This window comes from Streptomyces sp. NPDC055189, from assembly GCF_053606765.1.
The window spans coordinates 75,392-101,684 of sequence record NZ_JBSGSG010000025.1; the positions used below are offsets into that span (position 1 = coordinate 75,392).

Annotated in this window: 22 protein-coding genes; 17 read left to right on the plus strand and 5 right to left on the minus strand. The window is 70.0% G+C overall.

What is annotated here, in order from left to right:
• Positions 1 to 19 precede the first annotated feature (19 nt).
• The 7 genes from rsmD to mutM all read left to right on the plus strand — a co-directional run bounded on the left by rsmD (position 20) and on the right by mutM (position 5,089).
• Positions 20 to 613: a 16S rRNA (guanine(966)-N(2))-methyltransferase RsmD gene (rsmD, locus tag ACWFR3_RS20020; RefSeq protein ID WP_453735926.1), complete on the plus strand. Its 594-nt coding sequence runs from the start codon at positions 20 to 22 to the stop codon at positions 611 to 613.
• A gap of 26 nt (positions 614 to 639) precedes the next feature.
• A complete protein-coding gene (gene coaD, locus ACWFR3_RS20025) occupies positions 640 to 1,119 on the plus strand; it encodes a pantetheine-phosphate adenylyltransferase (protein ID WP_190084850.1) in 480 nt (159 codons plus the stop codon).
• Between the two features lie 100 nt (positions 1,120 to 1,219).
• Positions 1,220 to 2,269 carry a cell division initiation protein gene (locus ACWFR3_RS20030; protein WP_453735927.1) on the plus strand — a complete coding sequence of 350 codons (1,050 nt, stop codon included), beginning with the start codon at positions 1,220 to 1,222 and terminating at the stop codon, positions 2,267 to 2,269.
• Between the two features lie 121 nt (positions 2,270 to 2,390).
• A complete protein-coding gene (locus ACWFR3_RS20035) occupies positions 2,391 to 3,086 on the plus strand; it encodes a YceD family protein (RefSeq protein WP_453735928.1) in 696 nt (231 codons plus the stop codon).
• Between the two features lie 2 nt (positions 3,087 to 3,088).
• Positions 3,089 to 3,262, plus strand: a complete 174-nt coding sequence (gene rpmF, locus ACWFR3_RS20040) for a 50S ribosomal protein L32 (RefSeq protein WP_003965982.1) — start codon at positions 3,089 to 3,091, stop codon at positions 3,260 to 3,262.
• A 7-nt stretch (positions 3,263 to 3,269) separates the two neighbouring features.
• Positions 3,270 to 4,115 (plus strand): ribonuclease III, encoded by an 846-nt coding sequence (gene rnc / locus ACWFR3_RS20045; RefSeq protein ID WP_453735929.1) that lies wholly within the window; start codon positions 3,270 to 3,272, stop codon positions 4,113 to 4,115.
• Between the two features lie 110 nt (positions 4,116 to 4,225).
• Positions 4,226 to 5,089, plus strand: a complete 864-nt coding sequence (gene mutM / locus ACWFR3_RS20050) for a bifunctional DNA-formamidopyrimidine glycosylase/DNA-(apurinic or apyrimidinic site) lyase (RefSeq protein WP_453735930.1) — start codon at positions 4,226 to 4,228, stop codon at positions 5,087 to 5,089.
• Here mutM and ACWFR3_RS20055 read toward each other — a convergent pair.
• Together ACWFR3_RS20055 and ACWFR3_RS20060 are read right to left on the minus strand one after the other, a co-directional pair.
• Positions 5,059 to 5,448: a winged helix-turn-helix transcriptional regulator gene (locus ACWFR3_RS20055; protein WP_453735931.1), complete on the minus strand. Its 390-nt coding sequence runs from the start codon at positions 5,446 to 5,448 to the stop codon at positions 5,059 to 5,061. The two genes, mutM and ACWFR3_RS20055, sit on opposite strands and share 31 nt — an antisense overlap.
• Before the next feature lie 71 nt (positions 5,449 to 5,519).
• A complete protein-coding gene (locus ACWFR3_RS20060; RefSeq protein ID WP_453735948.1) occupies positions 5,520 to 6,464 on the minus strand; it encodes a CAP domain-containing protein in 945 nt (314 codons plus the stop codon).
• 131 nt (positions 6,465 to 6,595) lie between these two features.
• Between ACWFR3_RS20060 and ACWFR3_RS20065 the strand changes: the two genes are divergently transcribed.
• The 4 genes from ACWFR3_RS20065 (at position 6,596) to ACWFR3_RS20080 (ending at position 12,977) form a co-directional block, all read left to right on the plus strand.
• Positions 6,596 to 6,877: an acylphosphatase gene (locus ACWFR3_RS20065; protein WP_453735932.1), complete on the plus strand. Its 282-nt coding sequence runs from the start codon at positions 6,596 to 6,598 to the stop codon at positions 6,875 to 6,877.
• A 383-nt stretch (positions 6,878 to 7,260) separates the two neighbouring features.
• Positions 7,261 to 7,464: a hypothetical protein gene (locus ACWFR3_RS20070; protein WP_190084741.1), complete on the plus strand. Its 204-nt coding sequence runs from the start codon at positions 7,261 to 7,263 to the stop codon at positions 7,462 to 7,464.
• 274 nt (positions 7,465 to 7,738) lie between these two features.
• Positions 7,739 to 11,302, plus strand: coding sequence for a chromosome segregation protein SMC (smc, locus tag ACWFR3_RS20075; protein ID WP_453735933.1), 3,564 nt, complete (start codon positions 7,739 to 7,741; stop codon positions 11,300 to 11,302).
• A 223-nt stretch (positions 11,303 to 11,525) separates the two neighbouring features.
• Positions 11,526 to 12,977, plus strand: coding sequence for a sugar porter family MFS transporter (locus ACWFR3_RS20080; RefSeq protein WP_453735934.1), 1,452 nt, complete (start codon positions 11,526 to 11,528; stop codon positions 12,975 to 12,977).
• A 44-nt stretch (positions 12,978 to 13,021) separates the two neighbouring features.
• On the opposite strand, the gene ACWFR3_RS20085 is transcribed toward ACWFR3_RS20080, so the two are convergent.
• Together ACWFR3_RS20085 and ACWFR3_RS20090 are read right to left on the minus strand one after the other, a co-directional pair.
• Positions 13,022 to 14,002 (minus strand): LLM class flavin-dependent oxidoreductase, encoded by a 981-nt coding sequence (locus tag ACWFR3_RS20085; protein WP_453735935.1) that lies wholly within the window; start codon positions 14,000 to 14,002, stop codon positions 13,022 to 13,024.
• A 90-nt stretch (positions 14,003 to 14,092) separates the two neighbouring features.
• Positions 14,093 to 15,547 (minus strand): purine-cytosine permease family protein, encoded by a 1,455-nt coding sequence (locus ACWFR3_RS20090; protein WP_453735936.1) that lies wholly within the window; start codon positions 15,545 to 15,547, stop codon positions 14,093 to 14,095.
• A gap of 379 nt (positions 15,548 to 15,926) precedes the next feature.
• Between ACWFR3_RS20090 and ftsY the strand changes: the two genes are divergently transcribed.
• On the plus strand, positions 15,927 to 17,135 hold the full coding sequence (ftsY, locus tag ACWFR3_RS20095; RefSeq protein ID WP_453735937.1) for a signal recognition particle-docking protein FtsY: 1,209 nt from the start codon (positions 15,927 to 15,929) through the stop codon (positions 17,133 to 17,135).
• A gap of 134 nt (positions 17,136 to 17,269) precedes the next feature.
• Here the strand turns inward: ftsY and ACWFR3_RS20100 are convergent, their stop codons facing one another.
• Entirely contained in the window at positions 17,270 to 17,932 is a 663-nt protein-coding gene (locus ACWFR3_RS20100) for a bifunctional DNA primase/polymerase (protein ID WP_453735938.1), read from the minus strand.
• A 433-nt stretch (positions 17,933 to 18,365) separates the two neighbouring features.
• Here ACWFR3_RS20100 and nsdA point away from each other — a divergent pair, with 433 nt between their 5' ends.
• From nsdA to ffh, 5 genes are all read left to right on the plus strand, one after another.
• Positions 18,366 to 19,841: a transcriptional repressor NsdA gene (nsdA, locus tag ACWFR3_RS20105; protein ID WP_453735939.1), complete on the plus strand. Its 1,476-nt coding sequence runs from the start codon at positions 18,366 to 18,368 to the stop codon at positions 19,839 to 19,841.
• A gap of 339 nt (positions 19,842 to 20,180) precedes the next feature.
• Positions 20,181 to 21,554 carry an ammonium transporter gene (locus tag ACWFR3_RS20110; RefSeq protein ID WP_453735940.1) on the plus strand — a complete coding sequence of 458 codons (1,374 nt, stop codon included), beginning with the start codon at positions 20,181 to 20,183 and terminating at the stop codon, positions 21,552 to 21,554.
• On the plus strand, positions 21,551 to 21,889 hold the full coding sequence (locus ACWFR3_RS20115; protein WP_249587501.1) for a P-II family nitrogen regulator: 339 nt from the start codon (positions 21,551 to 21,553) through the stop codon (positions 21,887 to 21,889). The genes ACWFR3_RS20110 and ACWFR3_RS20115 overlap by 4 nt, the downstream gene beginning before the upstream one ends.
• A 73-nt stretch (positions 21,890 to 21,962) precedes the next feature.
• Positions 21,963 to 24,425: a [protein-PII] uridylyltransferase gene (locus ACWFR3_RS20120; RefSeq protein WP_453735941.1), complete on the plus strand. Its 2,463-nt coding sequence runs from the start codon at positions 21,963 to 21,965 to the stop codon at positions 24,423 to 24,425.
• A gap of 259 nt (positions 24,426 to 24,684) precedes the next feature.
• Positions 24,685 to 26,241, plus strand: coding sequence for a signal recognition particle protein (gene ffh, locus ACWFR3_RS20125; protein WP_453735942.1), 1,557 nt, complete (start codon positions 24,685 to 24,687; stop codon positions 26,239 to 26,241).
• Positions 26,242 to 26,293: the final 52 nt, after the last annotated feature.

Genomic DNA, 26,293 nt, shown 5'->3' on the forward strand with positions numbered 1-26,293 from the left:
TACACCGACAAGGACTCAGATGACCCGCGTGATCGCCGGTGTGGCCGGCGGACGTCTCCTCGCCGTCCCGCCGGGCAGCGGCACACGGCCCACGTCCGACCGCGCACGCGAGGGCCTGTTCTCCACCTGGCAGGCCCTGCAGGGCACGCTGGACGAGGCACGCGTCCTGGACCTGTACGCCGGGTCCGGTGCCATCGGCCTCGAAGCGCTCTCGCGCGGCGCGGGCCACGCCCTGCTCGTCGAGACCGATGCCCGCGCGGTGCGCACGATCCGGGAGAACGTGCAGGCCATCGGCCTGCCCGGTGCCGAGGTCAGGGCGGGCAAAGCCGCCCAGATCGTCCAGGGCGGCGCCCCCACGACCCCGTACGACCTGGCCTTTCTCGACCCTCCGTACGTCGTCACCGATGACGATCTTCGCGAGATCCTGCTCACACTCCGTGCCGGGGGCTGGCTCACGGACGATGCGCTCGTCACCGTTGAACGCAGTACCAGAGGCGGAGAATTCAGCTGGCCCGACGGCTTCGAAGCACTGAGGTCCCGTCGCTACGGCGAAGCCACGTTTTGGTACGGTCGCGCCGCCTCTACGTGCGACGACTCAGTGATCGCGCCATGACCGGACCGGAGAGCGAGGGACTTCAGTTGCGCCGCGCCGTCTGTCCGGGGTCATTCGACCCCATCACCAATGGACACCTCGACATCATCGCCCGCGCCTCCAGGCTGTACGACGTGGTGCATGTCGCGGTGATGATCAACCAGTCGAAGAAGGGCCTCTTCTCCGTGGAGGAGCGGATAGAGCTGATCCGCGAGGTCACCGCCGACTTCGGGAACGTCGAGGTCGAGTCCTTCCACGGCCTCCTCGTCGACTTCTGCAAGCAGCGCGACATTCCGGCCATCGTCAAGGGCCTGCGAGCGGTCAGCGATTTCGACTACGAGCTGCAGATGGCCCAGATGAACAACGGCCTCTCGGGCGTCGAGACCCTCTTCGTGCCCACCAACCCCACTTACAGCTTCCTCTCCTCCTCGCTGGTCAAGGAGGTCGCCGCCTGGGGCGGTGACGTCGCCCATCTGCTGCCTCCGGTGGTCCACGAGGCGCTGGCGGAGCGCATCGGCAAGAAATGACGCGTACTGACACCCCGTCACCCGGTGTCGGACGGCCGCCGACTGGCCTTACAGTCGTGCCGTCCGTCTCCAACCAGCTGTAGAGAGTGGCGAGCACACGGTGGACGTGCAGAAGAAGATCGACGAGATCGTCGAGGCGGTCGGCAGCGCCCGGTCCATGCCCATGTCGGCCTCGTGCGTGGTTAACCGCGCCGATCTGCTGTCGATGCTCGAAGAGGTGCGCGAGGCGCTGCCCGGCTCCCTGGCCCGGGCACAGGAGCTCATCGGCGGCCGGGAGCAGATGGTCGAGCAGGCCCGCCAGGAGGCGGACCGGATCATCGAGACCGCGCACGCCGAGCGCGGTTCGCTGATCTCCGACACGGAGGTCGCCCGCAACTCCCAGGGCGAGGCCGAGCGCATCCTCGCCGAAGCCCGCCAGGCCGCCGAAGACGTCCGCGTCGAGGCCGACGACTACGTGGACAGCAAGCTCGCGAACTTCGAGGTCGTCCTCACCAAGACCCTCGGCTCGGTCGGCCGCGGCCGCGAGAAGCTCCTGGGCACCGGACCCGGCCTCGACGAGCAGGGTTACGAGGACGAGGACGCCCCGCAGCGCAGCCACGACCCCGAGACCCTGCGCCGGGACGCGGACGCCTACGTCGACGCCAAGCTCGGCGCCTTCGAGGCGGTCCTCGCCAAGACCCTGGAGGCGGTCGGCCGCGGCCGGCAGACCCTGCACGGCCGTGCGCCCGCCGACGACCTCGCCGCCCTCGCAGAGGGCCTCGGAGGACCGCAGGCGCACACCACGGACGCCGAGTACCTCGCGGGCCTCACCGACCCCACGGCCGCCGTGGTCCCCGCGCCCGTCCCCGACGCCCCGCAGCCGCCGCAGGCAGCCCCGCAGATCCCCGCGCAGCAGCCGTACGCCCCGCCCCAGCAGGAGCCGGACCCCTACGGCTACCCGCAGCAGGACCAGTACGCCTACCAGCAGCAGTACGCCCAGCAGGACCCGTACGGCTACCAGCAGCAGGACCCGTACGGCTACCCGCAGCAGGGGTACGGAGAGCCGCAGCAGCAGCACCACCCCGCGCCCGGCGTGCTCGACGAGACCAGTCTTTTCGATACCGGCATGATCACCGCGGAGCAGCTGCGCCAGTACGAACAGGGCCGCTAGCCCCTGCCCGGCGGACGGTCCCGGGCCGGATTGGGCCGAGAGCGAAAGGTCCAGTATCCTGGCTCTTCGGTCGCGCGTACGTCCGCGATCCGGGCTGCCCGGTCAGTGAGCCGAGCTCATCATGACGGGGTCGCCCTCCAAGAACTTCCAGGATTCGAAAGCAGGAAAAGCCCTGAGTGCTCACCTTGACCACCGAAACCCTCTCGTGTTCGACACACACGAGCTGGGTCGGCGTCCTGGTGCGCTGCAGCGGCTGACCCGTTCCGTCGAGGCCCCCGGTTCTCCGGGTGTCTTCGGCATCGAAGGGGTCATCGGAGTGCCGGCAGGCGCCCCGGTCGAGCTGGAGATCCGCCTTGAGTCGGTCATGGAAGGGGTGCTTGTCACAGGCACCGCCCGTGCAACGGCCGAGGGGGAGTGCGTAAGGTGTCTGGAGCCGCTGAAGCTTGAGGTGGACGCGGACTTCCAGGAGATGTTCTCGTACCCTGACGCCGACGACCGGGGCCGCACTGCGGAACCGGCCGACGACGCCGAGGACGACGAGGACAGGCTCTATCTCGAGGACGGCTTGTTCGACCTCGAAACCGTGCTGCGTGATGCGGTAGTGCTCGCACTGCCGATGCAGCCGGTGTGCCGGGACGACTGTCCGGGCCTGTGTTCCCAGTGCGGAGCACGGCTCGCGGACGACCCGGAGCACCACCATGACGTCGCCGACATCCGTTGGGCGGCACTGCAGGGACTCGCCGGGACCATCCAGGACGGCGAGAAGGACGACGTGAGCGGCGCCGAAGCCGGCGTCGACGAGAAGCAGGAGAAGTAGCCGTGGCTGTTCCGAAGCGGAAGATGTCGCGCAGCAACACGCGCCACCGCCGGTCGCAGTGGAAGGCTGCGGTCCCCACCTTGGTTTCGTGTGAGCGTTGCCAGGAGCCGAAGCTGCAGCACATCGCGTGCCCGAGCTGCGGCACGTACAACAAGCGCCAGGTCCTCGAGGTCTGAGCGGCTGGTGAGAGGCACCGTGTCTAGCCACAAAATGGCGGATGACGCCAAGGCGGAGAACGCCAAGAAGCAGGCGGAAAACACGGCCTCGTCCCACACGCTTTTGGAAGGGCGGCTCGGGTACAAACTCGAGTCCGCCCTTCTGGTGCGTGCACTGACCCACCGTTCGTACGCGTACGAGAACGGCGGTCTGCCGACGAATGAACGGCTCGAGTTCCTCGGGGACTCGGTGCTCGGACTCGTCGTCACGGACACGCTCTATCGCACCCACCCCGACCTGCCCGAAGGCCAGCTGGCCAAGTTGCGGGCCGCGGTGGTCAATTCGCGTGCGCTGGCGGAGGTCAGTCGTGGCCTCGAACTCGGCTCCTTCATCCGGCTCGGCCGGGGCGAAGAGGGCACGGGTGGCCGGGACAAGGCATCCATCCTCGCCGACACCCTTGAAGCGGTGATCGGCGCGGTCTATCTGGACCAGGGTCTGGACGCGGCGGGCGAGCTGGTGCACCGGCTCTTCGACCCGCTGATCGAGAAGTCCTCGAACCTGGGTGCGGGCCTGGACTGGAAAACCAGCCTCCAGGAGCTCACCGCGACCGAGAGCCTCGGTGTTCCCGAGTACCTCGTCACGGAGAGCGGCCCCGACCACGAGAAGACCTTTACTGCTGCCGCCCGCGTCGGAGGCGTCTCGTACGGCACCGGCACCGGCCGCAGCAAGAAGGAAGCGGAGCAGCAGGCCGCGGAGTCCGCTTGGCGCGAGATTCGCGCTGCCGCGGATGAGCGGATCAAGGCGGCGGAAGCCGCTGCGGCTGCTCCCGCTGCCGCGGAGGTCGACGGGGCCGCTGAAGCCCCGTCTGCCTGACAACCGCTTTACTGTTGGTGCCGGTCGCCCTTCGGGTGGCCGGCACCAGCTTTTTCCGCCGCTTCGCGGCATTTTTTCTCGCCCACCCGATTACCCGGAGTCAAGAGCCCATGCCCGAGCTGCCCGAGGTTGAAGTCGTCCGGCGTGGGCTCGAGCGGTGGGTGGCTCATCGCACCGTCGCCGATGTCGAGGTCCTGCATCCGCGCTCCGTGCGGCGGCACATCGCGGGCGGTGCCGACTTCGGGCTGCGCCTCACGGGCCACCGTGTCGGTACGGCGATGCGGCGCGGGAAGTATCTCTGGCTGCCCGTCGAGGACAGCGGAACCTCGATCCTCGCCCATCTCGGCATGAGCGGACAGCTGCTCGTACAGCCCCAAGAGGCGCCGGACGAGAAGCACTTGCGGATCAGGGTGCGCTTCGCCGACGACCTCGGCACCGAGCTGCGCTTCGTGGACCAGCGCACCTTCGGCGGACTCTCGCTGCACGCGAACACCCCGGACGGAATGCCGGACGTCATCGCGCACATCGCACGCGACCCGCTGGACGAGCTCTTCGACGACGCGGCCTTCCACACCGCGCTGCGCCGCCGTCGTACGACGATCAAACGCGCGCTGCTCGACCAGTCGTTGATCAGCGGGGTCGGCAACATCTACGCGGACGAGGCCCTTTGGCGCTCCAAGCTGCACTACGAGCGGCCCACCGCCACGTTCACGCGCCCGCGCACGGCTGAACTCCTGGGCCACGTAAGGGACGTGATGAACGCGGCCCTCGCCGTCGGCGGCACGAGTTTCGACAGCCTGTACGTGAACGTGAACGGCGAGTCCGGGTACTTCGAGCGGTCGCTCGACGCCTATGGACGTGAGGACGAGCCGTGCCGCCGCTGCGGTACGCCGATGCGCCGCCGTCCCTGGATGAACCGCTCCAGTTACTTCTGCCCGCGGTGTCAGCGGCCGCCGGCCGCCGTGTTGTCGTAGCGGTCGCGCGCTTCGAGCACGCCGTCCATCCTGCCCTCCACGAAGTGGATGAGGTTCATCAGGCGGTCGGCGACCTCCCGTCCCAGCGGGGTCAGTTCATAGTCCACCCGCGGCGGGTTCGTGGGCTGCGCCTCGCGGTGCACCAGGCCGTCCCGTTCAAGGGCGTGCAGGGTCTGGGACAGCATCTTCTCGCTCACGCCGTCGACCCGGCGGCGCAGTTCGTTGAAACGGAACGTGCCGTCGTGCAGGGCGCCCAGAGTGAGCGCGCCCCAGCGTCCGGTGACGTGCTCCAGGGTGCCGCGCGAGGGGCACTGCCTGGAGAACACGTCGTACGCCAGGTCTTCGGTGCCGGAATCCATACGGCCAGCATACTCCCGCACAGCGCAAACCAAGGGGTGGCGCTAACCGATGGTTAGTGAGCCGGTCCGTCCTAGAAGCCGAAGTCCTGCGTCCACCAGGGGCCGCCCGGCGCGAAGTGCGCGCCGACGCCCAAGGTCTTGTAGTCGCAGTTGAGGATGTTGGCCCGGTGGCCGGGGCTGTTCATCCAGGCGTCCATGACGGACTGCGCGTTGGCCTGGCCGCGGGCTATGTTCTCGCCGCCCAGGTCCGATATCCCGGCCTTCTCGGCGCGGTCCCACGGGGTCGCGCCGTCCGGGTCGGTGTGGTCGAAGAAGTCACGCGCGGCCATGTCCGAGCTGAAGTCCCCGGCGAGCGAGGCGAGCGCGGCGTCGGCACGCACGGGGGAGCAGCCCGCCTTGGCCCGCTCTTCGTTGACCAGGGTGAGCACCGCCGCCTCGGCCGCGCTCTCGGCGGACGGCGACTTCGATGCGGCCGGCGGAGCCTTGGGCTTCTGGGCGGGGGTGCGCGAGGGGCTGGCCGGGGCCGTCGTCTTCTTCTTCTCGTCGGCCCCCGCATCGGGTGCGGGGGCCTTCGTCGACGGCTTCTTCGAGGGCTCGGCCGAGGGCTTCTCGGTGGACTTCGAGGGGGTCGGGTCCGGGGCTTCGGGGCGCTCGGAGCCGCGGCTCGGCGGGGCCGTCTCGCGCTCGGCGGTGCCGCTGTCGCCGCCCTGGGGGGCCACGTCGCTGGGGGTGGTGGCGGCACGCACCTTGTTCGAGTCGCCGCCACCGCCCAGGGAGTAGTTCTCGGCGCCGGGGACGAGGCCGGACGCGACTGCCACGGCGCCCATCGCGACGGCCGCGGACACGCCGAGCAGGCCGGTGCGCACCGGTGCGGAGCGGCGGCCCCTGCGGCGGTGCGACGCGGTGGCGGGGCGGGGCTCCGGGTTACCGGAGAGCCCGTCCATGTACGCATCAAAGCCCTCTGTGGCGCGGCCGGTGGCGGCTGCCCCTGCGCCGGAGCGTCGGTGGCGTCCCATCTCCTGGCCTTCCTCGTCCTGGCGGTCAAAGTGGCTCACCCATACGAGTGAGGCTCATCGAGTCGGGACTGTACGCGATGGCGCATGGGGACGAAGTGCTCCGAGAGCAATTGGCCGGTTAGCGTGCACCCATGAACGAAGAAGTCAGAGTCACGGCCTGGGTGCGTGGCCAGGTACAAGGCGTGGGATTCCGCTGGTTCACGCGGGCCAAGGCTCTGGAGATCGGGGGCCTGAGTGGTTTTGCTCTCAATCTGGAGGACGGCCGTGTGCAAGTCGTCGCGGAGGGGCAGCGCGCGGGCGCCCAGGGACTGCTCGACTGGCTGCGCGAGGGCGACACACCCGGCCGCGTCGACGGTGTGACTGAGATCTGGGACACGCCGCGCGGCATCTACGACACGTTCGCGATTCGCTGACGAAGAGCCGCCGGGCGGACCTCCTCAGGAGGGGCCAGGGCAACCGTCCGGGACGGAAAACGCCTGGTGGTTGCCAAGAACGGCATGTCGTGGCAGGCTCCCCCGTGCAGGATGATCGACACGCCCCCAGGGCCCCGCAGCAGAGGCCGCGCCGCCGTTCCCACGGCCGCAGGCCGCCGGGTTGCCCGCCAATACGGGGCGTGATCGTGTTGACCGTCAAACTTTTTGGTGAGACTCTGGAATCCCCGCGCACCTTAGCTGTTTGGCATGTGAGAACGGCCAGCAAGACCCAGCAAGAACAACGAGTGCCAAGCACCGCGGGTGCGATTCCCTCACGACCCACACCGCTTCGGTCGGTCACTCATTGTGGAGGACCATCCATCATGGCAAAGGCGCTTCTCGGTTACGTCGGCGGTTCCGACCCGCGACTTCTCGCCGAGATGCGACGGCTCCAGCAGCGTGTACAGGACCTGGAATCCGAGCTCACCAAGATCCAGGCCGAAAACGACGCGCTCGCGGCTGCCGCTTCTCACGAATCGCTCCTCGAGAGCCTCGACGTACCCCAGGCGGAGCCTGCGCTCACCTGACCACCACTACCTCTGTAAGGCGCTAACCTCGCAGGCTGCGTGACGCTTCAACGCGGTGACGCACTCTTGGCTCTGCGGGATGCCTGTTAACGCACGTGGTCGGGCTGCCCATGTCAGCCGCTTGTCCAGTTCTGCAAGGGACGCTTCGGCGTCCCTTCTTTCTTTCTCTTGCCGCGGATGTCTTTCTTGTCGCCGCGTACGTCGCTTCCTTATCGTCTGATGTGCCCTGCATCTTCCTGGGTGAAACGGTCAGTGAAAGGTAGAGTCCGGCGGCGTGCACCTCAAGGCCCTGACACTGCGCGGTTTCAAATCCTTCGCGTCGGCGACGACGCTGAAGTTCGAACCGGGCATCACCTGCGTCGTCGGACCGAACGGCTCCGGCAAGTCCAACGTCGTGGACGCGCTGTCCTGGGTCATGGGCGAGCAGGGTGCCAAGTCGCTGCGCGGCGGCAAGATGGAGGACGTCATCTTCGCCGGCACCACCGGGCGCCCGCCGCTCGGCCGTGCCGAGGTGTCCCTCACCATCGACAATTCCGACGGCGCCCTGCCCATCGACTACGCCGAGGTCACCATCACGCGGATCATGTTCCGCAACGGCGGCAGCGAGTACCAGATCAACGGCGACACCTGCCGGCTGCTCGACATCCAGGAACTGCTCTCCGACTCCGGCATCGGGCGCGAGATGCACGTCATCGTCGGGCAGGGCCAGCTCGACGGCGTCCTGCACGCCGACCCCATGGGGCGCCGCGCCTTCATCGAGGAGGCCGCGGGTGTCCTCAAGCACCGCAAGCGCAAAGAGAAGGCGCTGCGCAAGCTCGACGCGATGCAGGCCAACCTCGCCCGCGTACAGGACCTGACCGACGAGCTCCGGCGCCAGCTCAAGCCGCTTGGGCGGCAGGCCGCCGTGGCGCGCAGGGCCGCCGTGATCCAGGCCGACCTGCGCGACACCCGCCTGAGGCTGCTCGCCGACGATCTCGTACGCCTGCGGGACGCGCTGCGGACCGAGATCGCCGACGAGGCGGAGCTCAAGCGGCGCAAGGACAGTGCCGAGGCCGAGCTGAAGAAGGCGCTCCAGCGGGAGGGCGAGCTTGAGGACGAGGTGCGGCGCCTCACGCCGCGGCTCCAGCGTGCGCAGCAGACGTGGTACGAGCTGTCGCAGCTTGCCGAGCGGGTGCGCGGCACGGTGTCGCTGGCCGACGCCCGCGTGAAGAGCGCGACCGCAGCGCCCCCGGAGGAGCGGCGCGGCCGTGACCCCGAGGACATGGAGCGCGAGGCCGCGCGGATCCGTGAGCAGGAGGCGGAGCTGGAGGCCGCCCTCGAAGCGGCCGAGCACGCGCTTGAGGACACCGTCGGCCACCGTGCCGATCTGGAGCGGGAGCTGGCGGTGGAGGAGCGCCGCCTCAAGGACGCGGCACGGGCCATCGCCGACCGGCGTGAAGGGCTCGCGCGGCTGAACGGCCAGGTCAACGCGGCGCGTTCGCGGGCGGGCTCGGCGCAGGCCGAGATCGACAGGCTCTCCGTGGCCCGTGACGAGGCCGGCGAGCGCGCGGTCGCGGCCCAACAGGAGTACGAGCAGCTGAAGGCGGAGGTCGACGGGCTCGACGCCGGTGACGCGGAGCTCGGCGAGCGGCACGACGAGGCGAAGCGTTCCCTCACGGAGGCCGAGGGCGCCCTGACCGCGGCCAGGGAGGCGGCCACCGCCGCCGAGCGCAAGCGGGCCGCGGTCGCCGCCCGGCACGAGGCGCTCGCGCTGGGCCTGCGGCGCAAGGACGGTACGGGGGCGCTGCTCGCCGCCAAGGACGGCCTCACGGGACTGCTCGGTCCGGCGGCGGAGCTGCTCACGGTCGCTCCGGGGTACGAGGTGGCGGTCGCGGCGGCGTTCGGTGCCGCGGCGGACGCGATCGCGGTGGCCACACCGGCGTCGGCGGCGGAAGCCATCCGGCTGCTGCGCAAGCAGGACGCGGGCCGGGCCGCGCTGCTGCTGACGGGGGCGCCGGACGCCGACCCCGGTGACGTACGTCCCGCGGGTGCCGACGGGCCGCCTCTGGTGGCCGAACTGGTGCGCGGGCCTCAGGAGTTGATGCCCTCGGTGCGGCGGCTGCTGCGGGGGATGGTCGCGGTCGGGACCCTTGAGGATGCCGAGGACTTCGTCTACGCCCACCCGGAGCTCACCGCCGTCACCGCCGAGGGCGACCTGCTGGGGGCGCACTTCGCGCACGGCGGGTCCGCCGGGGCGCCGAGCCTGATCGAGGTGCAGGCCTCCGTGGACGAGGCGGCGGCCGAGCTCGAACAACTCGCCGGGCAGTGCGAGGAGTTGGCGCGCACACAGCAGGATGCGGGCGAGCGGCGCAAGGAGGCCGCCGCGCTGGTGGAGGAGCTGGGGGAGCGCAGGCGCGCCGCCGACCGGGAGAAGTCGTCGGTGGCGCAGCAGCTCGGCGCGCTCGCCGGGCAGGCGCGTGGCGCCGCCGGTGAGGCCGAGCGCAGTGCGGCCGCCGCCGCCAAGTCGCAGGAGGCCCTGGACAGGGCGGTCCAGGACGCCGAAGAGCTGGCCGAGCGGCTTGCCGTGGCGGAGGAGGCCCCCGCCGAGGAGGAGCCCGACACCTCCGTACGGGACCGGCTTGCCGCCGACGGGGCCAATGCCCGGCAGACCGAGATGGAGGCCAGGCTCCAGGTCCGTACGCACGAGGAGCGGGTCAAGGGGCTCTCAGGGCGCGCCGACTCGCTCGACCGGGCAGCCCGCGCCGAACGCGAGGCACGCGCGCGTGCCGAGCAGCGCAAGGCCCGGATGCGGCACGAGGCCGCGGTCGCCGGTGCCGTCGCCGATGGTGCGCGCCAGCTCCTCGCGCACGTCGAGATCTCTCTCGTACGGGCGCAGGAGGAGCGGGTGGCCGCCGAGCGGGCCAAGGAGGTGCGGGAGCGGGATCTGACCGCCGAGCGGAACCAGGGGCGCGACCTCAAGGCCGAGCTCGACAAATTGACGGATTCAGTCCACCGCGGCGAGGTACTCGGTGCCGAGAAGCGGCTGCGGATCGAGCAGCTGGAGTCCAAGGCACTGGAGGAACTCGGTGTGGAACCGGCAGGTCTCGTCGCCGACTACGGCCCCGACCGGCTCGTGCCGCCCTCGCCCGCCGCCGAGGGCGAGGAGCTGCCCGAGGACCCGGAGCACCCGCGCAACAAGCCGGTGCCGTACGTCCGCGGTGAGCAGGAGAAGCGGCTGAGGTCAGCCGAACGGGCGTATCAGCAGCTCGGAAAAGTGAACCCGCTGGCCCTTGAGGAGTTCGCCGCGCTGGAGGAGCGCCACAAGTTCCTCAGCGAGCAGCTGGAGGACCTGAAGAAGACGCGGGCGGACCTCCTGCAAGTGGTGAAGGAGGTCGACGAGCGCGTCGAGCAGGTCTTCACCGAGGCCTACCGCGACACGGCCCGTGAGTTCGAGGGCGTGTTCTCGCGGCTCTTCCCGGGCGGCGAGGGGCGGCTCATCCTGACCGACCCCGACAACATGCTCGCCACGGGCGTCGACGTCGAGGCCCGGCCGCCCGGCAAGAAGGTCAAGCGGCTCTCGCTGCTCTCCGGCGGTGAGCGGTCCCTGACGGCCGTCGCGCTGCTCGTTTCGATCTTCAAGGCACGGCCCAGTCCCTTCTATGTGATGGACGAGGTCGAGGCCGCGCTCGACGACACCAACCTGCAGCGGCTCATCCGCATCATGGAGGAGCTGCAGGAGGCCTCGCAGCTCATCGTGATCACGCACCAGAAGCGGACGATGGAGGTCGCGGACGCGCTGTACGGCGTCTCGATGCAGGGCGACGGCGTCTCGAAGGTGATCAGCCAGCGGCTGCGTTAGCCCTTTACCGGCTGGCCCCCAGTCCAGCACCGGCCTTCACCGGCCCTCCTTGATTACTTCAACACTTGAACGAAGCCTGCCTCAGGAGTGCCTGAAGTTCACAGGAACCCAGGTCTTGACTTCGAAACTTGAAGGCATAGTCTCTGCAACGTTGCTTTTACCTTCAGGTGGTGGGCGGCGCGAAGTTGTGCGCCACTTGAAGTGCTCACCCCCACCCCCGGCGATGTTGCCGGTGGCCCGAGGAGTCCATGTGACCAGCACAACGAAGGCGCCGCAGCCCGGAGGCAGAGAGGCCCACCCGGACCATCTCGGCCATGTCATCTTCATTACGGCAGCCGCCGCGATGGGTGGCTTCCTCTTCGGCTACGACAGTTCGGTGATCAATGGCGCCACCGTCGCCATCCAGCACCGCTTCGACGTAGACGCGAACATGCTCGGCTGGATCATCGCCACCGCACTGCTCGGCTGTGCCGTCGGTGCCGCGATCGCCGGGCGCATCGCCGACCGCATCGGCCGCATCCGCTGCATGCAGATCGCCGCCGTCCTCTTCGCCGCGAGTGCCGTGGGCTCCGCCCTGCCGTTCGCCGCGTGGGACCTGACGATGTGGCGCTTCATCGGCGGCATCGGCATCGGCATGGCCTCGGTCATCGGCCCGGCCTACATCGCCGAGGTGGCCCCGCCCGCGTACCGAGGCCGTCTCGCCTCCTTCCAGCAGGCCGCGATCGTCATCGGCATCGCCGTCTCCCAGCTGGTCAACTGGGGCATCCTGAACGTGGCCGACGGCGACCAGCGCGGCAAGCTCCTGGGCCTGGAGGCCTGGCAGCTGATGCTCGGCGTCATGGTCATCCCCGCCGTCCTCTACGGTCTGCTCTCCTTCGCGATCCCCGAGTCGCCGCGCTTCTTGATCTCGGTGGGCCGCAACACCGAGGCGAAGAAGGTGCTCGGCGAGGTCGAGGGCACCGAGATCGACCTGGACGGGCGCGTCGCCGAGATCGAGGAGGGCATGCGCCGCGAGCACAAGTCCTCGTTCAAGGACCTGCTCGGCAAGGTCGGCTTCCTGCCGATCGTCTGGATCGGCATCGGGCTCTCGGTGTTCCAGCAGCTCGTCGGCATCAACGTGATCTTCTACTACTCGAACCAGCTGTGGCAGTCGATCGGCAAGGACCCGAGCAGCTCGTTCCTGTACTCGTTCGAGACGTCGATCGTGAACATCATCGGTACGGTCATCGCGATGGTCTTCGTCGACCGCATCGGCCGCAAGCCCCTCGCCATCATCGGCTCGGCGGGCATGGCGCTCGCGCTCTTCACCTGCGCATGGGCGTTCTCGTACCGCACAGGTTCCGGCGACAACGTCTCGCTGCCGAACGCGCAGGGCCTGACCGCGATCATCGCCGCCAACGCCTTCGTGCTCTTCTTCGCCCTCTCCTGGGGCGTGGTGGTCTGGGTGCTGCTCGGTGAGATCTTCCCGAACCGGATCCGCGCCGCCGCCCTCGGTGTGGCCGCGTCGGCCCAGTGGCTCGCCAACTTCGCGATCACCAAGACGTTCCCGAGCATGTCCGAGTGGAGCCTGACCGGCTCGTACATCATCTACGGCGCCTTCGCCGTGATCTCGATCCCCTTCGTCATGAAGTTCGTCAAGGAGACGAAGGGCAAGACCCTGGAGGAGATGGGCTAATCCCCGCTGCCCCTCTTCCTAGGAAGCTGCCCCGGTTCAAGGACCTATTCCTTGAGCCGGGGCAGTACGTTTTCGCAGAAGTGGTGCAGGCTGCGCCATCCCTCGTCCACCGGCATCCCGCCCGACAGCGGGTGCAGTACGAGATTGGCGGCGCCGCCCTGCACGTACCGCACGCACTCGTCGGGCGTCAGGACGCGGTAGACGCCCTCGGCGCGCAGCTCGTCGACCGTGGTGGCGGCGGACTTCACCGCCGAGCGGATGTCCTTGGACTGCCAGGAGGCGTAGGTGCGGGCCTCGTGCAGGAAGTGCGCGCCGTGCTCGGCCCAGGTGCGGTCCGGGTCGTCCGCGATGTGCAGGAGCGGGGTCTCGGCCGCGGGCATCATGGTCCAGCCCTCGGTGCCGTACTCCGCGAGGCGTTCGTTGTAGTACGCCTCGAGCTCGGGCAGATGGGCGCTGGGGAAAAACGGCAGGCCGAGCCTGGCCGCGCGGCGGGCCGCCGCCTGCGAGGAGCCGCCGACCAGGAGCATCGGGTGCGGTCGGGTGAACGGGCGCGGGGTGACGCGTACGGTGCGGCCGCGGAACTCGAAGGGCTCGCCCGTCCACGCCTGCAACAGGGTCTCCAGGAGCTCGTCCTGGAGTTTGCCGCGCCGCTTCCACTCGACGCCGAACGCCTCGTACTCGGCGGGCCGGTAGCCGATCCCCGCCACCGTCACCAGACGGCCGCCGCTGAGCAGATCGAGCACGGCGATGTCCTCGGCGAGCCGCAGCGGATCGTGCAGCGGGCCGATGATCGCGGAGACCGTGACCGCGATGCGCCGGGTCGCGCCGAACACCGCGCCGGCGAACGTGAAGGGCGAGGGCAGCCAGTTGTTCCCGACGCCGTGGTGCTCCTCGGTCTGCACGGTGGAGATGCCCCGGTCGTCCGCGTACGCGGCCATCTCCAGGGCGGCCTTGTAGCGGTCGCTCAGCGAGGAGGGCGTGGCATCCGGATCGACGAGGTTGAAGCGTACGACTGTGACGGGCATGGAAACGTCCCCCTTCACCGTGGGCGGGCGAAGAGGGACGTTAGATGACGCGGTGTCAGATGACCAGTGTCGCGCGGCGGTTGATCCGGATCAGGCCGAGACCAGCTCCGTCTCGCCGCCGCTCTTGCCCTCCGGGCCCTCGGGCGTCTCGACGGCCGGGTCCCTCGGCAGTACCGCGTACAGCGCGGCCGCGATGAGGATCGTGGCCAGCCAGCCCAGGCCGTTGCGGCCGATCCAGGACGTGGCGAGCGGGCCGCTGAACCAGTCGACCTTCGTGAAGAGCAGACCCATCACCAGGGCGATCGCCCACGCGGTCATGGCCTGCCAGGCGAAGCCGGCCTTGTACCAGTAGGCGCTGGTGCGCTTGGTGTCCATCAGCGCCTCGCCGTCGTACGTCTTCCTGCGCAGCATGTCGACGCCGAAGACGCCGATCCAGGCGGAGAACGCGACCGCGAGCAGCGTCAGGAAGGAGATGAACGAGCCGATGAAGCTGGTGGCCACGTTCATCAGGAGGTAGCCGAAGATCAGGCTGATGATGGCGTTGATGGACACGGCCCAGGTGCGCGGGACCTTGATGCCGAGCGTCATCGCGGTGAAGCCCGCGGAGTACATCGACATCGAGTTGATCAGGAGCATGCCGATCAGGGCCATCACCAGGTACGGCACCGCGATCCAGGTCGGAAGGAGCTGGCCGAGGAAGGAGACCGGGTCGGAGGCGTTCGACAGGCTGGGTGTGCTGACCGCCATGACCGCGCCCATCAGGACCATCGGTACGACGACGATGCCGGCGCCGCCGATGGCGTTGCCCACGAGCGCCTTGTTCGAGGCCTTGCGCGGGAGGTAGCGCGTGAAGTCAGGGCCTGTGGGGACCCAGCTGATGCCGCCCGCGGCGATCACGCCGACGCCCGCGACCATCGCCGCGGTGGAGCCCGCGGGCCGCGAGAAGACGTCCGACCAGGGGGTGTTGGCCACCAGGTAGACCAGGACGAGCACGCTGAACGCGCCGAAGAGGTACGTCGCCCAGGTGTTGCAGATGTGCAGGACCTTGCGGCCCAGGCCGCTGATCAGGAACGTACAGGCGACGAAGGCGAACAGGGTCACGATCGTCAGCCACGTACTGGACTTCACGCCGAAGCAGATGTCCAGGACGGTGATGATCGCGTACGCGCCCGTCACCGCGTTGATCGTCTCCCAGCCCCAGCGCGCGACCCAGATCAGCGAGCCCGGGAAGAGGTTGCCGCGCTGGCCGAAGACGGCGCGCGAGAGCGTCATGCCGGGGGAGCCGCCGCGCTTGCCCGCGATCGAGATCAGCCCCACGAGGCCGTAGCTCAGGAGGGGCGAGACGAGGGCGACGACCAGCGCCTGCCAGAAGTTCAGGCCGTTGGTCACGATGAGACCCGCGCCCATGGTGAGCAGCAGGACGCTGATGTTGGCCGCCACCCAGGTGGGGAACAGCTCGCGGGTCCGGCCCGTGCGCTCGGAGTCGGGGACGGGCTCGAGGCCGCGTGTCTCCAGGGCGCCTTCGGTTTCGGCGGTGGTGCTCATGGGGTGGGGTCCGTGCCTCTCGCTCGGATCGCAACGCCGCGATCCGTCCGTGGGGGTGATCGGGTTGGACTCTACGCGCGTTGATACGGAGAGCTCTATCGTACTTTAGTCCGAGTAATGGGCACTATCGCGGCATGTGATTCGTGGGATCACCCAAAGCGGGGCGTGTGCGGCCCACGATATGAGCCGTACACGCCCCGGGTACGGCCTGTGCGTACCGACTCACACTCTGATACTGGGTGAGTTGTGACTCCGCCCTGAAGGGCTTCTCGCCGACGCGAGGTCTGGCGGCGGGCCAGCCCGGCCCGCAGGACACTGGGCCTTGCGCAGGTAACGCATCGGCGTGCTTGAGGTCACGCTCACGCATACTGGTTGGGTTATGGAAATCGTCATCCTTGCTGTAGTCATCGCCGTGGTCGTGATCGGCGCGCTCGGCGGGCTCGTGATCGGCAGCCGCAAGAAGAAGCAGCTGCCGCCGAAGGCCCCGTCGTCCACGCCCACCATCACCGCTCCTCCGGCCGAGCCGCACGTCGGCGACGAGGCCGAGACGCCGCGCGACGAACCGCGCCGCACGATCGAGGAGGTGGAACTCCCGCTCGCCGAGCCCTCGGCGTCGGCCCCCGTCGTCATCGAAGAGCCGGCCGCGCCGGAGATCGAGACCCCGGAGCCCACGGCAGGTCGCCTGGTCCGCCTGCGCAGCCGGCTCTCCCGCTCGCAGAACGCACTCGGCAAGGGGCTGCTCACGCTCCTCTCCCGCGAGCACCTGGACGAGGACACGTGGGAGGAGATCGAGGACACGCTCCTCACCGCCGACGTCGGCGTCGCCCCCACCCAGGAACTGGTCGAGCGGCTTCGCGAGCGCGTCCGCGTGCTCGGCACCCGCACCCCGGACGAACTGCGCAACCTCCTGCGCGAGGAACTCCTCACGCTGGTCGGCCCGGAATTCGACCGCACGGTCAAGACCGAGTCGGGCCTGGAGACGCCCGGCATCGTGATGGTCGTCGGCGTGAACGGCACCGGCAAGACCACCACCACCGGCAAGCTCGCCCGCGTCCTGGTCGCCGACGGCCGCTCGGTGGTCCTCGGCGCAGCCGACACGTTCCGCGCCGCCGCCGCCGACCAGCTGCAGACCTGGGGCGAGCGCGTGGGCGCGCGCACGGTCCGCGGACCCGAGGGCGGCGACCCGGCGTCGATCGCCTTCGACGCGGTCAAGGAGGGCATCGCGGAGGGCGCCGACGTCGTCCTCATCGACACCGCGGGCCGGCTGCACACCAAGACCGGCCTCATGGACGAGCTCGGCAAGGTCAAGCGCGTCGTCGAGAAGCACGCGCCGCTCGACGAGGTGCTGCTCGTCCTGGACGCCACGACCGGGCAGAACGGCCTGGTGCAGGCGCGGGTCTTCGCCGAGGTCGTCGACATCACCGGCATCGTCCTGACGAAGCTGGACGGCACCGCCAAGGGCGGAATCGTCGTCGCCGTCCAGCGGGAGCTGGGTGTGCCGGTGAAGCTGGTGGGCCTCGGCGAGGGGGCGGACGATCTGGCGCCGTTCGAGCCCGAGGCGTTCGTCGACGCGCTGATCGGGGAGTAGGCGCTCCGCCCGGCCCGTCCGGCCCGCGTCGGCCGCGTACGAGCGACGTACGAGCGACGTACGAGCGACGTACGAAAGAAGTGCCCCACCCCGGGGTGCAGCCGGGGTGGGGCACTTCCGTGTGCGGGCGGTTCCTACGCGGGTGAGCGATGGGCCACGTACGCCAGGGTCCCCAGGATCAGCCGCGCCTGCGGCGGATGCGTCGCCGAGTCGAGGTCGGGCGCGCGCAGCCAGCGGACCGGGCCGAGGCCCCCGTGGTCGGACGGCGGGGCCGTGAGGTGGCTGCCGGGGCCGCGGCCGTGCAGGTCGAGGTCCGCGTCGTCCCAGCCCATGCGGTAGAGCAGCTGGGGGAGTTCGGCGGCGGCGCCGGGGGCGACGAAGAAGTGCGCGCGGCCGTCCGGCGTTGCCGCCACCGGGCCGAGCGGCAGGCCCATGCGCTCCAGGCGGACCAGCGCCCTGCGCCCCGCCGCCTCGGCCACTTCGAGCACGTCGAAGGCGCGCCCCACGGGCAGCAGCACGGCGGCGCCGGGGAACTGGGCCCAGGCTTCCGTCACTTCGTCGAGCGTCGCCCCGGCGGGAACCTCGGGAGCGAACTCCAGCGGGTGGGCGCCGGGGGCCGCGCAGGCGGCCACGCCGCAGGAGCAGCGGCCGTCCAGGGCGCGTGCGCCGGGGACCGCGGCCCATCCCCACAGTCCGGTGTACTCGGCCACCGCGGTGCAGTCCGAGGCGCGCCCGCGCCATCGGGAACCGGTGCGGGGCTTGTCGATTCCCCGGATGCCGCCGATCGTGAAGCCCATGCCCCCTCCAACGGGTCGAGCGCGGTGTGGTTACGTGACGGAATCGGATCGTGACCCTGTGCTTTTGTGCGGGCGCCCGGTGTCCGAAGGGGGGTGCGCTCGGTCATGCGCGCCCTCAAGTGCTCCCTTCCGCCCACCCTCGGACGTCCACTGTCAAGTGAATCGCTTGTTGCGGGACGGGAGTTCATTCGAAGGGGTGGCGAATGGTGGCGTTTCCGGGATCGCCCTCGCCGGACGGGTGATCGTAGGATTACTTTCAGTGCACGGCCCCTGAGTGCCGTGCACTCGTGGGTATGCCGGAGGCAACTCGGTTTCCTGTTCGATGGGTGACGTTCTCCGGACGGAGAGCCGCAATGCGCGGCATTCTGGTAAGGCTTGGCTAGGGCTTGGCGTGGGACCGCGCATAAGTGTCGTGAGGGATGGGGGCGTTCCAGTGGGCGGCAGTGGCGGAAGTGGTACGAACGCTGAGAAGCGCCCCAACGAACTGCTCAATTCCTGGTTCGTGCGCAGCGGCTGGTCGAAGGGCGAGCTGGCGCGGCAAGTGAACCGCAGGGCACGGCAGTTGGGTGCTCACCACATCTCCACCGACACCTCGCGGGTGCGGCGCTGGCTGGACGGCGAGAATCCGCGCGAACCCATCCCGCGCATCCTCTCCGAGCTGTTCTCCGAGCGCTTCGGCTGCGTCGTCGCCGTAGAGGACCTCGGCCTTCGCGCCGCGCACCAGTCGCCCTCCGTCTCCGGTGTCGACCTGCCGTGGACCGGCCCCCAGACCGTCGCACTCATCAGCGAGTTCTCGCGCAGCGACCTCATGCTGGCCCGGCGCGGCTTCCTCGGCACCTCGCTCGCGCTCTCCGCGGGCACCGCCCTCATCGAGCCCATGCAGCGCTGGCTGGTCCCCGGCCCGACGAGCCCCGTCGGCGACCCCGAGCCGTCCACGCCCTCCCGCAGGCCCGGTCGGCTCTCCAAACCGGAGCTGGACCTCCTGGAGTCCACGACCGTGATGTTCCGGCAGTGGGACGCCCAGTGCGGCGGCGGCCTTCGGCGCAAGGCGGTCGTCGGCCAACTGCACGAGGTGACGGACCTGTTGCAGGAGCCCCAGCCCGATGCCACGTCCAAGCGGCTCTTCAAGGTCGCCGGTGAACTGGCCGAGCTGGCCGGCTGGATGAGCTATGACGTCGGCCTCCAGCCCACCGCCCAGAAGTACTTCGTGCTCGCCCTGCACGCCGCGAAGGAAGCGGGCGAGAAGCCGCTCGGTTCGTACATCCTCTCCAGCATGAGCCGCCAGATGATCCACCTCGGGCGGCCCGACGACGCGCTCGAACTGATCCACCTCGCGCAGTACGGAAGCCGGGACTGCGCGAGCCCGCGCACCCAGGCGATGCTGTATGCGATGGAGGCCCGCGCCTACGCCAGCATGGGCCAGCCCGGCAGGTGCAAACGGGCCGTGCGGATGGCCGAGGACACCTTCGCCGACGCCCTGGACTTCGACGAGCCCGAGCCCGACTGGATCCGCTTCTTCTCCGAGGCCGAGCTCAACGGCGAGAACGCCCACTCGTTCCGTGACCTGGCCTATGTCGCAGGACGCAGCCCCACGTACGCCTCGCTCTCCGAGCCCGTCATGGAGCGTGCCGTCGATCTCTTCGGCAAGGATTCCGAGCACCAGCGTTCGTACGCACTGAACCTCATCGGGATGGCCACGGTCCACCTGCTCCAGCGCGAGCCCGAGCAGAGCACGGTCCTCGCGGGCAAGGCCCTCACCATCGCCAAGAAGGTCCGCTCCGAGCGGGTCAACACCCGGCTGCGCAAGACCGTGGACACCGCCGTGCGGGACTTCGGCGACAACGCCGAGGTCGTGCAGCTCACCGAACAGCTCGCCGTCGAGATGCCGGAAACCGCGGAGGCGGTCTGACGGCGCCCCACCAGAACTCCGGCCGCGGCCGGCCCATCCCGAACTGCCCGACTCGGCTCCCCCATGCCTGGTCAATCGGATGGCCGTCGCGGCCGGTTCTTGCCGTGTGCGCAGGGTAGGAAACCGCCCCCTGCCTGACCCGGCAGTTCATGGACGCGTAACACGTACGACCTCTTCGTCACTGCGGCGAAACATCGAGGGGCGCCCCCTGAAACGGCGCTGGGCCAATCTCATGGCGCATAACGGCCCACCCTTCCCCAAGCTCTCGGTCCCGCTCGACCAGGGGAGACCCCACCTGCCCCGCCCGCACGGGCCGCATACGACGACGAGGAGACGCCGATGCCCCCAGGCATCACGATCGCCGCAGACGCCCCGCAGCTGTCTGCCGCCAACACCGGGTTCATGCTCATCTGTTCCGCCCTGGTGATGCTCATGACACCGGGACTCGCCTTCTTCTACGGAGGCATGGTCCGCGTCAAGAGCACGCTGAACATGCTGATGATGAGCTTCATCAGTCTGGGGATCGTCACCATCCTCTGGGTGCTGTACGGCTTCTCCATCGCGTTCGGCACCGACCACGGCAGCCTCTTCGGCTGGTCGTCCGACTACGTGGGCCTGAGCGGCATAGGGCTCACGGAGCTGTGGGACGGCTACAGCATCCCGGTCTATGTCTTCGCGGTCTTCCAGCTGATGTTCGCGATCATCACGCCCGCACTGATCAGCGGTGCGCTCGCCGACCGCGTGAAGTTCACCGCCTGGGCGCTGTTCGTCGCGCTCTGGGCCACGATCGTCTACTTCCCGGTCGCGCACTGGGTGTGGGGCACGGGCGGCTGGGCCTTCGAGCTCGGCGTCATCGACTTCGCCGGCGGTACGGCCGTGCACATCAACGCGGGTGCCGCCGCGCTCGGCGTGATCCTGGTCATCGGCAAGCGCGTCGGCTTCAAGAAGGACCCGATGCGGCCGCACAGCCTGCCGCTCGTCATGCTCGGCGCCGCGCTCCTCTGGTTCGGCTGGTTCGGCTTCAACGCCGGATCGTGGCTGGGCAACAACGACGGCGTCGGCGCGATGATGTTCCTGAACACGCAGGTCGCCACGGCCGCGGCCATGCTGGCCTGGCTCGCCTACGAGAAGATCCGGCACGGCGCGATCACCACGCTGGGCGCCGCTTCCGGTGCCGTCGCAGGACTCGTCGCCATCACCCCGTCCGGCGGCTCCATCTCGCCGCTCGGCGCGATCGCCGTCGGCGCCATCGCGGGTCTGCTGTGCGCCATGGCCGTCGGCCTCAAGTTCAAGTTCGGCTACGACGACTCCCTCGACGTCGTCGGCGTCCACCTCGTCGGCGGTGTCGTCGGCTCGCTGCTCGTCGGCTTCTTCGCCACCGGCGGTGTCCAGTCCGACGCCAAGGGCCTCTTCTACGGCGGCGGCCTCGACCAGCTGGGCAAGCAGGCCGCCGGTGTCGGCGCCGTCCTCGCGTACTCCCTCATCGCCTCCGCGATCCTCGCCCTCCTGGTCGACAAGACCATCGGGATGCGGGTCAGCGAGGACGAAGAGGTCGCGGGCATCGACCAGGTGCAGCACGCCGAGACCGCGTACGACTTCAGCGGAGCGGGCGGCGGCACGGCGCCCCGCACGGCCGCCGTGCCGAGCCCGGTCCAGGAGGCAGGAAAGGCCGGCAACGACACGGCCGGCAAGGACAAGAAGGTGGACGCATGAAGCTCATCACCGCGGTCGTCAAGCCGCACCGCCTCGACGAGATCAAGGAGGCCCTCCAGGCCTTCGGCGTCCAGGGCCTGACCGTCACCGAGGCCAGCGGCTACGGCCGCCAGCGCGGTCACACCGAGGTCTACCGCGGCGCCGAGTACACCGTCGATCTCGTGCCGAAGATCCGCATCGAGGTCCTCGTCGAGGACGACGACGCCGAACAGCTCGTGGATGTCGTGGTGAAGGCCGCCCGGACCGGCAAGATCGGGGACGGCAAGGTCTGGAGCGTCCCGGTCGAGACGGCGGTCCGGGTACGGACCGGCGAGCGCGGACCCGACGCGCTGTGACGCGGGACGGGTCGGGCCGGGTCATGCCGACCGGAACAGAGCGGAACTGAGCGGGACTGACAGGAGCTGCTGGGTGACGAGTGTGGACGTACGTACTGAATCGGACTCGGAAGACTCCGGACCCAGCGGCTATGCGGCGGCCCGGCTGCGCCTCCTTCAGGGGGAGGCGCAGTCCGGGCCGCCGCGCCGTTCGGCCCTCGCCGACCTCACGGACGACTGGCTGACCGGGCTCTTCACGGCCGCGGGCGCGCCGCGCGGGGCCTCGCTGGTCGCCGTGGGCGGCTACGGCAGGGGGGAGCTGTCGCCGCGCAGCGACCTCGATCTGCTGTTGCTGCACGACGGCAGCGCGGACGCGGGGGAGGTGGCGGCCCTCGCGGACCGCGTCTGGTACCCCATCTGGGACCTCGGGCTCGCGCTCGACCACTCCGTGCGGACACCGGCCGAGGCGCGCAAGACCGCGGGCGATGACCTGAAGGTGCAGCTGGGGCTGCTCGACGCCCGGCACGTGGTGGGCGACCTCGGTCTTACCGCGGGCCTGCGCACCGCGGTGCTCGCCGACTGGCGCAACCTCGCGCCGAAGAAGCTGCCCGAGCTGCGGGAGCTGTGCGAGGAACGGGCCGAGCGGCAGGGGGAGTTGAGCTACCTCCTGGAGCCCGACCTGAAGGAGGCCAGGGGCGGGCTCCGGGACGCGACCGCGCTGCGGGCCGTCGCCGCGTCGTGGCTGGCGGACGCGCCGAGGGAGGGGCTCTCCGATGCCCGGCGGCGGCTCCTCGACGTACGGGACGCGCTGCATCTGACCACCGGGCGGGCCACGGACCGGCTCGCCCTGCAGGAGCAGGACCAGGTCGCCGCCGAGTTGGGACTCCTGGACGCGGACACCTTGCTGCGGCAGGTGTACGAGGCCGCCCGCACCGTCTCTTACGCGAGTGACGTGACGTGGCGCGAGGTGGGCCGGGTGCTGCGGTCCCGGTCCGTGCGGCCGCGGCTGCGGGCCATGCTGGGCGGCGGCAAGGGGGCGGCGGCCGAGCGGTCGCCGCTGGCCGAGGGCGTCGTTGAGCAGGACGGGGAGGTGGTCCTCGCCAGGGCGGCAAGGCCCGAGCGCGATCCCGTGCTGCCGCTGCGGGCCGCCGCCGCCGCGGCCCAGGCCGGTCTTCCGCTCTCGCTGCACGCGGTGCGCAGGATGGCGGCGGCGGTGCGGCCGCTGCCCACGCCGTGGCCCGCGGAGGCCAGGGAGCAGCTGGTGACGCTGCTCGGCGCGGGGCGGCCGACGGTGGAGGTCTGGGAGGCCCTTGAGGCCGAGGGGCTGATCACCCGGCTGCTTCCCGACTGGGAGCGGGTGCGGTGCAGGCCGCAGCGCAACGCCGTACACACGTGGACGGTCGACCGGCATCTGGTGGAGACGGCGGTGCAGGCCTCGGAGCTGACCCGGCGCGTGGGGCGGCCCGACCTGCTGCTCGTGGCCGGACTGCTGCACGACATCGGCAAGGGCTGGCCGGGGGACCACTCCGAGGCCGGGGAGATCATCGCCCGTGACGTCGCCGCCCGGATCGGTTTCGACCGTGGCGACGTGGCGGTCCTCGCGACCCTGGTGCGGCATCACCTGCTCCTCATCGAGACGGCCACGCGGCGGGACCTCGACGACCCGGCCACGGTGAAGTCCGTCGCGGACGCGGTGGGGACGCAGGGCACGCTGGAGCTGCTGCACGCGCTGACGGAGGCGGACGCGCTGGCCACCGGTCCGGCGGCCTGGTCCGCCTGGCGCGGATCGCTCGTCGCCGACCTGGTGAAGCGGGTGGGGGCGGTGCTCTCGGGGGACGAGCCGGAGGGCGCGGAGGACGTCGCTCCCACCGCCGAGCAGGAGCGGCTCGCCGTGGAGGCTTTCCGTACGGGTGGGCCCGTGCTTGCCCTGCGGGCGCAGACGGAGGGGACCGAGGGGGAAGGGGCTGCCGGTGACCCGGAGCCGCTGGGCGTGGAGCTGGTCATCGCGGTGCCGGATCAGCCCGGCGTGCTGCCCGCCGTCGCGGGGGTGCTCGCCATGCACCGGCTCGCAGTACGTACTGCGGAGCTGCGGGGGGTCGGGCTGCCTTCCGGGCTCGAGGACTCGGTGCTGCTCCTGAACTGGCGGGTCGCCGCGGAGTACGGCTCCCTGCCGCAGGCCGCTCGGCTGCGGGCGGACTTGGTGCGGGCGCTCGACGGGTCGCTGGATATCGCGGCCCGGCTGGCGGAGCGGGACGCGGCATACCCCCGCCGCCGGGGCACGGTGGCCCCGCCGCCTCGCGTGACGGTGGCGCCGGCCGGCTCCCGGGTCGCGACGGTGATCGAGGTGCGGGCCCAGGACGCGCCGGGGCTGCTGCACCGCATCGGGCGGGCGTTGGAGTCCGCCGGGGTGGTCGTGCGCAGCGCGCATGTCTCCACGTTGGGGGCGAACGCGGTGGACGCGTTCTATGTGACGGAGACGGAAGCGGGGTCGGGACCGCTCTCGGGGGAGCGGGCCGCCGGGGTGGCCCGGGTCGTGGAGGAGGGGTTGCGGGGGTAGGGGAGCGATGCCCTGATGCGGGGTGTGGAGTCACCACGTCCTCGATGCGGGGTGGGAAGTCACCGCGTATCGGGCAGGGGGCCCCGCGAATCGGGGCGGGCGGAACGCCCCGCGTCGAGGTGCGGAGCCCCGCTCAGATACTGCGGACCCACACCCGCAGCGGTGCAGATACCCTGGAGGGCGACCTATCCGCCCTCCCCCACGCTCAGCTCCGCGCGAGCGGGGGGCGCCCCCTTCGACCCGAGGATTCGCGACCGCCGTGTTCGACACTCTCTCCGACCGCCTCGCAGCGACATTCAAGAACCTCCGGGGCAAGGGCCGCCTGTCCGAGGCGGACATCGACGCCACGGCGCGCGAGATCCGCATCGCCCTGCTCGAGGCGGACGTCGCCCTTCCCGTCGTCCGGGCCTTCATCAAGCAGATCAAGGAGCGCGCCGCAGGGGCCGAGGTCTCCCAGGCCCTGAACCCCGCCCAGCAGGTCATCAAGATCGTCAACGAGGAGCTCATCGGCATCCTCGGCGGCGAGACGCGACGCCTGCGGTTCGCCAAGAACCCGCCGACCGTCATCATGCTCGCCGGTCTGCAGGGTGCCGGTAAGACCACGCTCGCCGGAAAGCTCGGCCTCTGGCTCAAGGGGCAGGGCCACTCCCCGCTCCTGGTGGCGTGCGACCTGCAGCGGCCCAACGCCGTGAACCAGCTCTCCGTCGTCGCCGAGCGCGCGGGCGTCGGCGTCTACGCCCCGCAGCCGGGCAACGGAGTCGGCGACCCCGTCGCGGTCGCCAAGGACTCGATCGAGTTCGCCAAGACCAAGCAGTACGACGTCGTCATCGTCGACACCGCCGGCCGCCTCGGCATCGACCAGGAGCTGATGCAACAGGCCGCGGACATCCGCGACGCGGTCAGCCCGGACGAGGTCCTCTTCGTCGTCGACGCCATGATCGGTCAGGACGCCGTCAACACCGCGGAGTCCTTCCGCGACGGCGTCGGCTTCGACGGCGTCGTCCTGTCGAAGCTCGACGGTGACGCCCGTGGTGGCGCCGCCCTGTCGATCGCCCAGGTCACCGGGCGCCAGATCATGTTCGCCTCGAACGGCGAGAAGCTGGACGACTTCGACGCGTTCCACCCGGACCGCATGGCGTCCCGCATCCTCGGCATGGGCGACATGCTCACGCTGATCGAGAAGGCCGAGCAGACCTTCTCCCAGCAAGAGGCCGAGAAGATGGCCGCCAAGCTGCAGGGCAGCAAGGGCGGCAAGGACTTCACGCTCGACGACTTCCTGGCCCAGATGGAGCAGGTCAGGAAGATGGGCAGCATCAGCAAGCTGCTCGGGATGATGCCCGGCATGGGGCAGATCAAGGACCAGATCAACAACCTGGACGAGCGGGACGTCGACCGCACCGCCGCCATCATCAAGTCGATGACGCCCGCCGAGCGCGCGGACGCGGCGATCATCAACGGCTCGCGCCGCGCCCGTATCGCCAAGGGCTCCGGCGTCGAGGTGAGCGCCGTAAAGAACCTGGTCGAGCGCTTCTTCGAGGCCCGCAAGATGATGTCGCGGATGGCCCAGGGCGGCGGCATGCCGGGTATGCCCGGGATGCCCGGCATGGGTGGCGGCCCCGGCAAGCAGAAGAAGAAGCAGAAGCAGGCCAAGGGCAAGCGGCAGTCGGGCAACCCGATGAAGCGCAAGCAGGAGGAGCAGGCTGCTGCCGCCCGCCGCGAGCAGGCCGGTCAGGAAGGCGGCGCCTTCGGCCTTCCCGCCGGACAGCAGGGACAGAACTTCGAGCTGCCGGACGAGTTCAAGAAGTTCATGGGCTGACGCCCTTTCGTCTCGTACGTCGCCTGAGGCGCCCCTCCGCTCAGCCGGGAGG